Below are 12,983 nucleotides of genomic sequence, written 5' to 3' on the forward strand. Positions count from 1 at the left end.
AAATGATGGAGAACCTGCAATCGAATCAGAAACGGCATACAAACAGATTCCACTATTCGCAGGACCAAGTCATGGAGAAACCTTTTGATTGGGCCCAGATAAGAAGGCTGCTTGCATATATAAAACCGTACAGCAAAACATTGCTGCCTGGTGCGATTATTACCATGCTGCTGGCAACGCTCATTCGCTTGCTCATTCCAATATTAATTGGAAAAGTGGCAATAGACATAGCCATTGCAACAGGAAACACGCGTTATCTGGTTTATTTGGTGGCGGTGATTGGCGGTTTGTATGTCTTAAGCTATGCAGCCAATATATTTCGAATCAAGTGGGTAAATATTCTTGGGCAGCATGTGATCTATGACTTGCGTAAAGCATTATTCAGTCATATACAGCATTTGTCTCACCGCTTCTTTGATACGCGTTCTGCCGGATCGATCTTGGTTAGAATATTGAATGATATTAATTCGTTACAGGAATTGTTTACAAACGGAATTATTAATTTGTTAACAGATTCGGTGATGCTGATTGGGATCATTGCTATTTTGTTCTTTCTTAGTCCTAAGCTCGCTATTGCAGTGCTGATTATCCTACCGCTTATGTTTTTTATTTCCACAAGATTAAGACGGAATATCCGGCGTTCCTGGCAGCAAGTGCGCATGCAGAAATCACGTCTTAATTCACACTTAAACGAAGCAATCCAAGGTATACGAGTGACGCAATCTTATGCGCAGGAACCGGAGAATACAGATTACTTTGAAGTACTTAACCGGGATAATTTTGAAAGTGAGCGGATTGCTACGAAGAAAAGCGCATATTTCGGTCCTTTTGTAGAAATGAGCAATGCCGTCGGAACTGTTATTCTGATTGCTTACGGGGCACACTTAATTTTGACCAATCAAATAGAAATCGGAACATTCGTGACGTTTGCTTTCTTCCTAGGTATGTTTTGGGAACCGATTTCCCGTTTAGGTCAAATATACAACCAGCTTCTGGTGGCGATGGCATCGTCGGAGCGGATTTTTGAATTTATGGATGAAGAACCTAATGTAAAAGAACAAAAAAATGCAAAACGCTTTTCAGAAATGAGAGGAGATATTCGCTTTGAAAAAGTGGTATTTGCCTATAACTCAGATCGTATTGCATTGCATGAGATTGATTTACACATCCAAGCAGGCCAGACAGTGGCGCTTGTCGGACACACAGGTTCTGGAAAATCGACAATCGCTAACTTGATCAGCAGATTTTATGATCCAACAGCAGGTGCTGTTAAAATTGACGGTGAAGATTTACGCGAAGTAAGGCTGCAGGATATAAGACAGAAAATTAGCGTTGTCTTGCAGGATACCTTTGTCTTTTCGGGAACAATCATGGAAAATATCCGCTTTGGCAACCCCGAAGCAAGCGATGAACAAGTAAGGGAAGCTGCGCGCATCGTTGGTGCAGATGATTTTATACAGCGATTAGCGGATGGGTATGAAACAGAAGTAGAAGAACGAGGAAACATATTATCAGCAGGAGAAAGACAGCTGCTCTCCTTTGCGCGTGCCATGCTCGCCAATCCGCGCATCATTATTCTTGATGAAGCAACCGCAAGTATTGATACAGAAACAGAGCTCAAGATTCAGCATGCGCTGCAAACATTACTGCAAGGACGAACGGCAATTATGATTGCACATCGATTGTCCACTATCCGGGAATCAGATAATATCATTGTCCTTGAACAAGGGCGTATTTTAGAGCAAGGCAGCCATAATAGTTTAATGGATAGACAAGGGAAATATTATGAATTGGTTAAAACACAATTTCAATCCGAAGAGCAATAACAGGTTGGGACAAAGGAAAATCAGACGAGAAACGAACGAAGATGAATTCTTTTATTAGAATTTAGATTCGTTCGTTTTTTTGTACAGTTGCTGTCTTTTGAAAATCAATTGCTTCTGCCGCATACTTTATTATTCTGTTTTCTCCCACCACTTTCTTTTGGGTAATTTTTTCTTCTATGGGCATAACAAGAGAAGCGATTATTTTATAAAGAAAGCAGGGATGCACGTTGTTCGCATATGATAGTGTTATTTTAGCTCGAATGCTTACGTCTATGACGCTCGTTTTTCACATCATTTTCGCAACGATTGGTGTCGGTGTACCACTGTTAATCAGTGCAGCCGAATATATCGGCATTAGAAAACGAGATCCGCATTACGTATTATTAGCACGACGATGGACGCGAGGCTTTGTCATTATAGTAGCAGTCGGGGTGGTAACGGGAACCGCCATTGGTCTGCAGTTATTTCTCTTATGGCCGACATTCATGCAGATAGCTGGTCATGTGATTAGTTTGCCGCTGTTTATGGAGACGTTCGCATTCTTCTTTGAAGCTATTTTCCTGGGAGCCTACATTTACACTTGGGATCGTTTTAAGGGACGCTATACCCACTGGTATCTTTCCTTGCCAGTAATTATTGGCGGCGGGATGAGTGCCGTGTTTATTACAAGCGTGAATGCTTTCATGAATACCCCGCAAGGATTCACTTTAGTCGGAAGGACCATCACGTCAGTCGAGCCGCTTAAAGCGATATGGAATCCGGCAACGCCATCAAAGGTCTTTCATGTACTGACTTCTTCATATATGACATGTGGAGCAGTTCTAGCTGCAATTACAGCATTTTTCATACTGAAGTACGGGAACAACCAATACTACAAAAAAGCATTGAAAGTTACGATGATCGTGACCTTGATCTTTTCCATTTTTACAGCAATTGCGGGCGATACATCCGCCAAATTCCTAGCCACTTACCAGCCTGAAAAGCTAGCCGCAGCAGAATGGCACTTCGAAACAGAAAAGGGTGCCGATCTTATTCTTTTCGGAAAGTTAACAGAAGATAATGAAGTAAAAGGTGCGATTCATCTGCCGAAGCTGCTCAGCTTCTTATCCTTCGGTGATTTTAATAGTGAGGTTATTGGGTTGGATCGGGTGGACGCAGATTTAATACCGCCTTTGTGGATTCATTATATGTTTGATTTGATGGTCACACTTGGCGCATACAGTATCATGATTAGTATGCTGTTTGTCCTGTTTATGTTTTGGAAAAAACGTGACCAATATAACAAATGGCTGCTGCGAGCGATTGTCATCAATGCCCCGTTTGCCATACTTGCGCTCGAGTTTGGCTGGATTTACGCAGAGGTAGGAAGGCAGCCGTGGATTATGCGTGGGTACCTGCGCGTGGCCGAAGGAGCTGTTTCCTCGCCGTATGTTCATATAGCCTTTGCCATGTTCTTGATTTTGTACGTACTGCTCGGTACTTTTGTAACGGTTGTACTTGTGCGCTTATATAAGAAGAACCCGATTCAGAAGGAGTGGGAACAGCGGTTCCCGGATACGTTGTTTGGAGGTGACCAAAAATGAGTTATGAAATTTTAGGGCTCTCTGCTCTATGGTTTTTCCTTTTTGCTTACTTGATAATCGCGTCTATTGATTTCGGTGCGGGCTTCTTTGCTTATTATGCGAAGCAAACAAAGAAAGACCATATCCTCAACAGGCTGATTGCACGTTATTTATCACCAGTTTGGGAAATTACAAATGTGTTTTTCATTTTCTTCTATTATGGGCTAGCAGGATTCTTCCCTGATGCGGGTTATTACTACGGTTCTGCTATGCTGATTCCGGGCTCCATTATTTTAGTTTTAATTGGAATTCGAGGATCCTTTTATGCCTTCGAGAATTACGGATCCCGCAGCAGTCTGGTATATACATTTTTATATGGGGCAAGCGGATTGCTAATTCCAGCTGCAATTGCTACTGGGCTTACGATTTCAGAAGGCGGATTCTTGCGAGAGGCGAATGGCAGTGTTTACTTGCGTTATACAGAATTGCTGACAAATCCATTTTCCTGGGCGGTTGTTTTCTTGGCAATCGTATCTGTCTTATACATCAGCGCAAACTTCCTGACGTACTATGCAAGTAAAGCAGGAGATGAACCAGCAAAGAAACTTTTGCGTTCATATGCGCTGTTTTGGGCGGCACCGCAGATTATTGCCAGCTTGACCGCATTTATTGCCATAAGCAGACAAAATCCAGAGCATTACAACAATATGCTGGATCTTTGGTGGATGTTTGGATTATCTATCTTATTCTTCTTAATCGCGGTTTACTTGATTTACAAAGAAAAACGTTTTGGCCTTTCGTTCATCTGTGTGATGCTGCAGTTCTTCTTTGCTCTGTTAGGTTATGGTATCGCACATATGCCTTATATATTGTACGATCAAATTCAAGTAGCAGCTGATGCAACACTCCCAGCAATGGGTACCGCATTGCTATTGGCATTTGGAGGCGGACTGCTCATGCTGATTCCATCCCTCATACTAGTGATGCGCATGTTTCTCTTCGATGCAGAATATGTAAAAGGAAAGAAGTGATACAACCTTGACTGTTTATGATAGACTATGAGTAGTTTGTAAATAGTGGAGGAAGTACGATGAAGAGAGAATTTGCAGTTATCGGATTAGGGCGGTTCGGCGGCAGTATTTGTATGGAATTGAGCCGTGAAGGATTCAATGTATTAGCGATAGATATGGAAGAAGATAAAGTAAATGAATTTCGCAATATCGCATCTCATGCAGTAATTGCTGATACAACAGATGAGCAGGTTCTGAAAGAATTAGGAATTCGTAATATTGAACACGTAATTGTCGCTATCGGTGAAAACATTCAAGCAAGTATCTTAACGACGATTATGCTAAAAGAGCTGGGTATTAAAAAAATTACGGTAAAAGCACAGAACGATTATCATGAAAAAGTGTTAAACAAGATAGGTGCTGATCACGTTGTTCACCCAGAGCGAGATATGGGGAAACGACTTGCTCATAAGATTATTAGCAACAATATCCTTGATTACTTAGAACTAAGTGACGAACACAGCATTGTAGAGGTGCAAGCCGGCAAGAAAATGGCTGGAAGATCTCTAATTGCGCTTGATATTCGGGCCGCATATGGCTGTAACGTCGTTGCGATTAAACAGGGGAATGAAATAAATGTAAGCCCTTCTCCAGACGCAGAGCTTGGCGCAGATGACATCCTCATTGTAATCGGAGCTGACCGTGATATTGGCCGTTTTGAACGCTCCTTGGCAGATGATTAATGAACAGACTCCAAACAGTTTAGCTGTTTGGGGTTTTTTTATGTCAAAAAAAGGTTACATACAAAGGAGACAAAAATAGAAACGGAGATGGTTGCATGTTTGAAAGAAGAACAGGAGCAGTCCTTGCTGATCAATTGGTTGACTGGGGTGTGGATCACATTTATGGCATTCCCGGGGATTCTGTCAACGAATTTATCAGTGACTTACATAGAAAGGAAGAGGAACTGAAATTTATCCAAGTTCGCCATGAAGAAGCAGGGGCACTTGCAGCAGCTGCTTATGCTAAGTTAACCGGAAAACTGGGTGTTTGTCTGTCAATAGCAGGTCCCGGAGCAGTTCACTTGATGAACGGATTGTATGATGCGCGAGAAGATAATGCCCCTGTTCTTGCGATTGTTGGACAAGTAAAAAGTCATGAGCTAGGTACAGGAGCCTTCCAGGAAGTGAAGCTTGAACAAATGTTTGAAGATGTAGCGGTCTTTAATGAAAGAGCAGCATCCTTTGAACAGCTGCCTGATTTAATGAATCAAGCAATCCGTGAAGCATATGCGAACTCTGGCGTAAGTGTACTCGTTGTTCCCGATGATTTATTCGCGCAGAAACATCCAGAAAAGCCGGGGAAAACTTCGGCTAATTATGCAAAACCACGCATTACACCATCTAAGCAAGATTTACAGGAAGCAATCAAACTGATTAATAACGCTAAGAAACCAGTCATTCTTGCAGGTCGAGGGACGAAGCATGCACGAGCAGAATTGATTACGTTTGCTGAACATATTAAGTCGCCAATCATACTTAGCTTGCTGGCAAAGGGTGTCATTCCAGACATGCACAGCTATAATTTAGGGCAGAATGGCCAAATTGGTACTACACCATCTTATGAAGCAGTCATGGAGGCGGATTTGCTGCTGCTGGCTGGAACCTCTTTCCCGTATCGTGCTTTCTTGCCGGATGATGTTCCTGCGATTCAAATTGATATTGAACCAAGTAAGCTTGGCAGCATTTACCCAATTCAAGTCGGATTGCCAGGAGATACAAAGGAAGTGCTGGCAGAGTTAACAGCGACAACGGAAGCAAAACAGGAAACAGCTTTTATTGAGAAATACCAAGGCAAGATGAGAGAATGGCATACCCAGCTGCAAAAGCAAAAGAAAAGAGAAGATTCTCCAATTCAGCCTCCGCAAATCATGTATGCGTTAGAAAAGAATATGGACAAAGATGCCGTTATTTCTTCTGATGTGGGGAATGTAACGGTCTGGACGACACGGTACTTGCCGTTAACCCACCAGGAATTTGTTGTATCCGGACGGCTGGCTACGATGGGCTGCGGCTTACCAGGAGCAATTGCAGCCAAAATGGCTTATCCGGATAAGCAGGCAATCGCTATATGCGGTGATGGCGGTTTTAGTATGAACATGCAGGACTTTGTTACGGCAGTGAAATACGACTTGCCGGTAAAAGTAATCGTACTGAATAACAGCCAGCTTGGTTTAATAAAATTTGAACAAGCAACAATTGGTTCTTCTAACTACGGCATCGATATGGGTGAAATGAATTTTGCGAAGTTTGGTGAATCTTGCGGCGGAGAAGGTTATCGTGTAGAAAAATTTGAGGACTTGGAAACAAGTATGAAACAAGCCTTTTTATCTGATAAGCCAGCTGTCATTGACGTCGTGATTGAGGATTTAGCTCCGCTCCCAGGGAAAATCTCTTACCAGCAAGCGGTTAAATACACGGAATATCTGATTAAAGAATTCTTCTCCACTGGTAAAATAGAATTACCGAATATGAAAGAGTCCGTAAAACGTCTCTTGAAATAAGAAAAAAACCTGAGCTTGGAAGCTCAGGTTTTTCTTGTGCTTATACTTCCATGATGATAGGAAGTACCATTGGGCGACGTTTTGTTTTCTCAAACAAGAACGGTGCAATTGTATCTGTAATTTCATTTTTAATTTCAGACCACTGTGTCGTTTTTCTTTCCATCACTTTATTTAGATGTGCAGAGACGATTTTTTGTGCTTCGTTGATCAGATCTTCTGATTCACGCATGTATACGAAACCGCGGGAAATAATGTCCGGTCCAGATGCAATGCGGAATTCTTTCATGTTGATGCTGACAACAACAATGACAAGTCCTTCTTCGGAAAGGATGCGGCGGTCGCGTAAAACGATATTACCAATATCGCCGATACCGCTTCCGTCTACGTAGATAGAGCCAGAAGGAATCTTACCTGCAATTGCTGCACTGTCTTTACCTAAAGCCAAGACGTCTCCATTATCCATGATAAAGGAATTGGCTTCGTCAATGCCGCAAAGTTTTCCAAGCTTCATATGCTCTACAAGCATCCGGTACTCCCCGTGAATCGGCATGAAGTATTTCGGATTCATCAAACGAAGCATTAGTTTCTGTTCTTCTTGGCTGCCGTGACCGGAAGTATGAATTTCATTCAATGGACCATGAATGACATCAGCTCCTGCACGATACAGCATGTTGATAATACGGCTTACACTAATTGTGTTACCTGGAATTGGTGAAGACGAGAAGACGACTGTATCGCCAGGCTGTATTTGAATCTGACGGTGTGTGCCGTTGGCAATCCGAGATAGGGCAGCCATCGGTTCACCTTGGGAACCAGTACAAAGAATAACGACTTCGTTCGCAGGCAAGCGATTAATTTGATGCGATTCAATAAATGTATCTTTCGGTGCATTAATGAATCCAAGCTCGATACCTAAGTTAATGTTTGTTTCCATGCTTCTGCCAAAGATAGCAACTTTACGGCCTGTTTTAACTGCCGATTCAATTACTTGCTGCAATCGGTGGATATTAGAAGCAAAGGTAGCAAAAATTAAGCGCCCGTCCACTCTTCTGAAGATATCATTGATACTTTCACCAACAACACGCTCAGACATTGTGAAGCCAGGGACCTCACTGTTTGTTGAATCGGATAGTAGGCAAAGTACGCCTTCTTTGCCTATTTCAGCCATTTTTGCAATATCAGCAGGCTGTCCGACTGGTGTGAAATCAAATTTGAAGTCACCGGTGTGCACGACGTTGCCAGGAGGGGTCTTGACTACTACACCGAATGATTCCGGAATACTATGTGTTGTACGGAAGAAGCTGACGGAAGTTTTTCTGAACTTGATTACATCATCTTCACCGTAAATGTTAAGTTTTGCGTTACGCAATAAGCCATGCTCATCCAGCTTATTCTTGATCATTCCCATTGCAAGTTTACCTGCATAAATAGGGATATTCACTTCTTTTAGAAGGTAAGGAACACCGCCAATATGGTCTTCGTGACCATGGGTAATGAACAAACCTTTTATTTTATCTTGGTTTTGAATGATATAAGTGAAATCAGGGATTACGTAATCAATACCAAGGAGCTCGTCCTCAGGAAACTTGATTCCGGCATCAATAATAATAATTTCATCTTGGAATTGGACACCATACATGTTTTTGCCGATTTCACCTAATCCGCCGATGGCAAAAACAGCTGTTTGGTCATTTTTTACGAATTTCATTTCGCTTGCTCCAATTTGTAATGCTCTGATTGCTGCTCATATGCAAGATGTTCCTCATCGAGCGGCTGGATGAACTCGATGTTGATGTTGCGATCTGCTAGAGTTTTACGTACTTGTCTTACACTCTCCGCTTCCATGTACAAGCTCTTAGTGTCTTCTCGTACTGGAATTTCGGATGGGTTTTCTTGATAAAATACTTTAAATACCATATTTATCTCTCCTATTCTCATGGTTGACAATTGCTTTATGACCATATCGAACGGAGCAAGTCTGTACAAACCGAATTGCTGACGTAATGCTATTCAGTTAGATCTTGTCCGCACGCTGTAGGCACTCGTCGTTTTTGGCCAAATAAATCTTTCCACCGTTTCTTTAACTTTTCCTTCAAACGCTTGAGCACACGAAGCAACTCCTTTCGTTTCGCAGAAAAGCAAGAAAAAACGTTTACCCGTCCAATCCCTCTTACTTACAGTATAGTATGAAAACGCTAAGATGAAAACAAAAACACTATAGAGTTTCGAAAAAACTGCCTGTAAAAGGAAGGAATGGTTGTTTTCTCTTGGGATTCATGTAAAGATATTTTTCGACGAACCTGCATAACTTATACTCGATTATAAGAAGTAGAGAGGAAAGATGCAAGGGCAGGGGAGATGAGGAGGAGGATATAGTATGGAAAAAAAGATCGTATTCCTGGATATCGACGGCACGATTTTGAATTCACAAGGTGAAATACCGCAAGCTACAAAGGAAGCAGTACAGGCACTGAAAGACAACGGACATTACGTCGCAATCGCTACAGGTCGGGCTCCATTCATGTTTGAGGACATACGAAAAGAACTTGATATTGCGTCTTTTGTTAGTTATAACGGGCAATATGTCGTCTTTGAAGGGGAAGTCATTCATCAAAATCCGATTGCAAGAGAACATTTGCTGCATTTATATAATGAAGCATCTGAAAAAGAGCACGCTATGGTCTTTATGGGCGAATCCATCATGAAAGCTTCCGAAACGGATAATGGATTTATAGAAGAGAGTTTAGCTTCGCTTGGATTTACATATCCGGACATTGATAAAGATTATTTTCACCAGGAGCCAATTTATCAAGCGCTTTTGTTCTGTGAAGAGAAAGAAGAAGAAACATTTGCTTCCCATCATGACCATGTACGATTTATCCGCTGGCATCCTCTATCCTGTGACGTACTTCCTAGGGATGGCTCCAAAAAGGTCGGCCTTATGAAGTTGCTGGAAGCTGCTCAACTATCGGAGAAATCAGCCTATGCTTGCGGCGATGGCTTAAATGACTTAGAAATGATTGCTTATGCAGGAACTGGAATCGTCATGGGAAATGCTGTACCCGAACTTAAAGAGCTGGCTGATATTCAGACAGCTCATGTTGATGAAAACGGTCTTGCGCTTGGTCTGAAGCAAGCAGGTTTGATATAAATAAAATGCGCACTCAAGCTTGAGTGCGCATTTCTCATAGTTCTATCGGTTTTGAATTCTCCGGCTGTGCAAAAGGATCTTCTGGGTTAATTCGGTCATAGAACATCGTGCCGTTCAAATGATCGATTTCATGCTGGAAGACAACAGCTGCATAACCTTTTAGGCGAAGCTTGACTTCTTTTCCTTCTAATGTAACAGCCTTCACAGTAATTCGGGAATGACGAGGTACATATCCCGGTACTTCACGATCAACGGACAGACAGCCTTCTCCGCTCATTAGATACGTATTTTCCACAGAGTGGCTGACAATCTTCGGATTAAATAAGCCGTATTCATAAAGCGTGCCGTTCGGATCTTCAAAATAAATAGCAATCATTCGTTTTGATATGCCGATTTGCGGTGCTGCCAAACCTACACCAGGGCGCAAACCGTATTTTTCGGCTGTTTCATCATCTTGGCTGTTCTTCAAGTATTCTAGCATTTCCGTTAACGTTTGTTTATCTTCTTCCGCAGCAGGAATCTCAACTTCCTCTGCTACTTGCTCGAGAATTGGATTCCCTTCCCGGATAATATCATCCATTGTAATCATGTTGATCACTCCTTGCACTGTTACTTTTCAATTTTATAGTCTATCACAAGTATGCGTGTATGACACCAGAATCAAACCGGGAAATCAATTGTCGAATTTCTTTCACCATTAACTTATTTGGTATACAATGGGTGAGACTACATAGAAGCTGTGGGAAACATGGCAGAGGAGGATACGTTTTGCGCAAGTTAGGACTAAGCATACTCCTGATAGGGAGTGCTGTGGGACTCACTGCATGTAACAATGCATCGCCGGAAGAACAGGTTTATAATCATCTGGAAGAGACAGTTTCGCTCGAATCAGGTTACGTTGACCAGCAGGAGCCCCTGACGAAGCTGGAGAAACAGGAACAGGACTTATACAATGAAATCCTGCAGCTGGGAGAAGACGAGCTGGATCAGATCAAAAGCAAGGCCAAAGATGCAATTGATGTAATTGAACAGCGCAGAGATGCGCTGGAAAAGGAACAGGAAAGCTTAGAGAAGGCGCGAGCAGAATTCGAGGAAATTGGATCGGTTATCCCGGATCTGGAAGATGAGGAAGCGCAGCAGAAGGCAGAAACGCTATACGATACCATGGAAGCTCGATATAATGCTTATGACAAACTTCACATTGCCTATTCTGATGCACTCGACCAAGACGAGAAACTATATGAGATGTTCCAGCAGGAAGACATTTCGCAGGACGAACTGACTGCTCAAATTGAAAAAATCAATGCAAGTTACGAAACTATCAAGACGGCCAATGATGGGTTTAATGAGCAGACAGAAGCATTTAACGAACAAAAACAGCAGTTTTATAAAGCGGCTGGATTAGATGTAGAGACGAAATAACCAGAAAACCCTTTTCTCAAAAAAGAAAAGGGTTTTTACAATTACTGATACAGTAATAAAATAATGTGTAGTACAGTTCGAAAACCGGAGAATTGCAAAGATTCTCTTAATAACGTTTTCATAAATTTTTATTAATATCAATTCTAAGTTATTGACCTTTTCCGGCAAAATAAGCTAAACTATAACAGGACATGAATTGTATCACTATTTGTTCACATGATTAATGTAACAGTTTTGTGTACTTCTGTTTTATCCGGTTATACGGGGGGACGAGATGGGTACAGTAAACTATTGTGGTACTTCCCGTGTTTTTGGAAAGGCTATTACAGTAAATATAGTTCTAGGAAGGATAGGTGACTAGCTTTGAAACGTACGCTAGAAGGAATCGAAGATCAATTTGAAATGTTTCAAATTCTTAACGAAGATGGCGAAGTCGTAAACGAAGAAGCTTTACCGGATTTGTCAGATGAAGAATTGAAAGAATTAATGCACAGAATGGTGTATACGCGCATCCTTGATCAGCGCTCCATTGCTTTGAATAGACAAGGAAGACTAGGGTTCTACGCACCGACAGCAGGTCAGGAGGCATCCCAGCTTGGTACACAGTTTGCTTTGGAAAAAGAAGACTTTATCTTGCCTGGATACCGTGATGTACCACAGCTAATTTGGCATGGTCTTCCGCTTTACCAAGCATTCCTATTCTCTCGCGGACACTTCCACGGAAACCAATTCCCTGAAGGTGTAAACGCTCTTAGCCCAGCAATCATTATCGGTGCTCAAATCACGCAAGCAGCTGGTGTCGCACTTGGTATGAAACGCCGCGGCAAAAAATCTGTTGCAATCACTTACACTGGTGATGGCGGTACGTCACAAGGTGACTTCTATGAAGGTATGAACTTTGCCGGCGTATATGATGCACCAGCAATCTTCGTGGTACAGAATAACCAGTTCGCTATCTCTGTACCACGTGAAAAACAAACAAAAGCTAAAACACTAGCTCAAAAAGCAGTCGCAGTAGGTATCAATGGCATCCAAGTTGATGGTATGGACGTACTTGCAGTTTATGCGGCTACTAAAGATGCTCGTGAGCGCGCGATCAACGGCGAAGGTCCAACATTGATCGAAACTCTTACTTACCGTTACGGCCCGCATACAATGGCTGGTGACGACCCAACTCGCTACCGTACAGAAGATATGGATTCCGAGTGGGAAAAACAAGATCCATTGGTTCGTTTCCGTAAGTACTTGGAAGCAAAAGGCCTATGGTCCGAAGAAGAAGAAAACAAAGTAATTGATCAGGCGAAAGAAGAAATCAAAGCCGCGATCAAACAAGCAGATGCGCATCCTAAGATGAAAGTATCCGACTTGATCAACAATATGTACGAAGTACTTCCTTCTAACCTTAAAGAACAATTGGAAGTGTACAAAGAAAAGGAGTCGAAGTAAGTC

Annotated in this window: 11 protein-coding genes; 8 read left to right on the top strand and 3 right to left on the bottom strand. The window is 42.1% G+C overall.

The annotated features are described in order from the left end of the window. The first annotated feature begins 5 nt into the window (after nucleotides 1-5). From CRO17_RS05515 to CRO17_RS05535, 5 genes are all read left to right on the top strand, one after another. Nucleotides 6-1,826 (top strand): ABC transporter ATP-binding protein, encoded by a 1,821-nt coding sequence (locus tag CRO17_RS05515; RefSeq protein WP_245864670.1) that lies wholly within the window; start codon nucleotides 6-8, stop codon nucleotides 1,824-1,826. A 227-nt stretch (nucleotides 1,827-2,053) separates the two neighbouring features. After that, entirely contained in the window at nucleotides 2,054-3,409 is a 1,356-nt protein-coding gene (locus CRO17_RS05520) for a cytochrome ubiquinol oxidase subunit I (RefSeq protein WP_245864672.1), read from the top strand. Beyond that, nucleotides 3,406-4,419, top strand: a complete 1,014-nt coding sequence (locus tag CRO17_RS05525) for a cytochrome d ubiquinol oxidase subunit II (protein ID WP_097040178.1) — start codon at nucleotides 3,406-3,408, stop codon at nucleotides 4,417-4,419. The genes CRO17_RS05520 and CRO17_RS05525 overlap by 4 nt, the downstream gene beginning before the upstream one ends. A 59-nt stretch (nucleotides 4,420-4,478) precedes the next feature. After that, on the top strand, nucleotides 4,479-5,141 hold the full coding sequence (locus CRO17_RS05530) for a potassium channel family protein (protein ID WP_097040180.1): 663 nt from the start codon (nucleotides 4,479-4,481) through the stop codon (nucleotides 5,139-5,141). A 95-nt stretch (nucleotides 5,142-5,236) separates the two neighbouring features. Beyond that, entirely contained in the window at nucleotides 5,237-6,961 is a 1,725-nt protein-coding gene (locus CRO17_RS05535; RefSeq protein WP_097040182.1) for a pyruvate oxidase, read from the top strand. 40 nt (nucleotides 6,962-7,001) lie between these two features. Here the strand turns inward: CRO17_RS05535 and rnjA are convergent, their stop codons facing one another. Together rnjA and CRO17_RS05545 are read right to left on the bottom strand one after the other, a co-directional pair. Next, nucleotides 7,002-8,669, bottom strand: coding sequence for a ribonuclease J1 (gene rnjA / locus CRO17_RS05540; RefSeq protein ID WP_097040184.1), 1,668 nt, complete (start codon nucleotides 8,667-8,669; stop codon nucleotides 7,002-7,004). After that, nucleotides 8,666-8,878, bottom strand: coding sequence for a DNA-dependent RNA polymerase subunit epsilon (locus CRO17_RS05545; RefSeq protein ID WP_097040186.1), 213 nt, complete (start codon nucleotides 8,876-8,878; stop codon nucleotides 8,666-8,668). Before CRO17_RS05545 ends, rnjA begins: the two co-directional genes overlap by 4 nt. Before the next feature lie 460 nt (nucleotides 8,879-9,338). Between CRO17_RS05545 and CRO17_RS05550 the strand changes: the two genes are divergently transcribed. Continuing rightward, a complete protein-coding gene (locus CRO17_RS05550; protein ID WP_097040188.1) occupies nucleotides 9,339-10,112 on the top strand; it encodes a Cof-type HAD-IIB family hydrolase in 774 nt (257 codons plus the stop codon). 34 nt (nucleotides 10,113-10,146) lie between these two features. On the opposite strand, the gene def is transcribed toward CRO17_RS05550, so the two are convergent. Continuing rightward, nucleotides 10,147-10,701, bottom strand: a complete 555-nt coding sequence (def, locus tag CRO17_RS05555) for a peptide deformylase (RefSeq protein ID WP_097040190.1) — start codon at nucleotides 10,699-10,701, stop codon at nucleotides 10,147-10,149. A 179-nt stretch (nucleotides 10,702-10,880) separates the two neighbouring features. Here def and CRO17_RS05560 point away from each other — a divergent pair, with 179 nt between their 5' ends. Further along, complete coding sequence (locus tag CRO17_RS05560; RefSeq protein WP_179636864.1) at nucleotides 10,881-11,534, top strand: YkyA family protein; 654 nt, start codon at nucleotides 10,881-10,883, stop codon at nucleotides 11,532-11,534. A gap of 402 nt (nucleotides 11,535-11,936) precedes the next feature. Further along, nucleotides 11,937-12,980 carry a pyruvate dehydrogenase (acetyl-transferring) E1 component subunit alpha gene (pdhA, locus tag CRO17_RS05565; RefSeq protein ID WP_179636963.1) on the top strand — a complete coding sequence of 348 codons (1,044 nt, stop codon included), beginning with the start codon at nucleotides 11,937-11,939 and terminating at the stop codon, nucleotides 12,978-12,980. Nucleotides 12,981-12,983: the final 3 nt, after the last annotated feature.

Origin of the sequence: Terribacillus aidingensis, from assembly GCF_900215625.1 — a bacterium.
Taxonomy (GTDB): domain Bacteria; phylum Bacillota; class Bacilli; order Bacillales; family Amphibacillaceae; genus Terribacillus; species Terribacillus aidingensis.

Bases quoted from the DNA above. Each gene is read 5' to 3' on its own strand.
- CRO17_RS05535 (WP_097040182.1), top strand. From the start codon at position 5,237: ATGTTTGAAAGAAGAACAGGAGCAGTCCTTGCTGATCAATTGGTTGAC.
- rnjA (WP_097040184.1), bottom strand. From the start codon at position 8,669: ATGAAATTCGTAAAAAATGACCAAACAGCTGTTTTTGCCATCGGCGGA.
- CRO17_RS05545 (WP_097040186.1), bottom strand. From the start codon at position 8,878: ATGGTATTTAAAGTATTTTATCAAGAAAACCCATCCGAAATTCCAGTA.
- pdhA (WP_179636963.1), top strand. From the start codon at position 11,937: ATGTTTCAAATTCTTAACGAAGATGGCGAAGTCGTAAACGAAGAAGCT.
- CRO17_RS05515 (WP_245864670.1), top strand. From the start codon at position 6: ATGGAGAACCTGCAATCGAATCAGAAACGGCATACAAACAGATTCCAC.
- def (WP_097040190.1), bottom strand. From the start codon at position 10,701: ATGATTACAATGGATGATATTATCCGGGAAGGGAATCCAATTCTCGAG.
- CRO17_RS05530 (WP_097040180.1), top strand. From the start codon at position 4,479: ATGAAGAGAGAATTTGCAGTTATCGGATTAGGGCGGTTCGGCGGCAGT.
- CRO17_RS05525 (WP_097040178.1), top strand. From the start codon at position 3,406: ATGAGTTATGAAATTTTAGGGCTCTCTGCTCTATGGTTTTTCCTTTTT.
- CRO17_RS05550 (WP_097040188.1), top strand. From the start codon at position 9,339: ATGGAAAAAAAGATCGTATTCCTGGATATCGACGGCACGATTTTGAAT.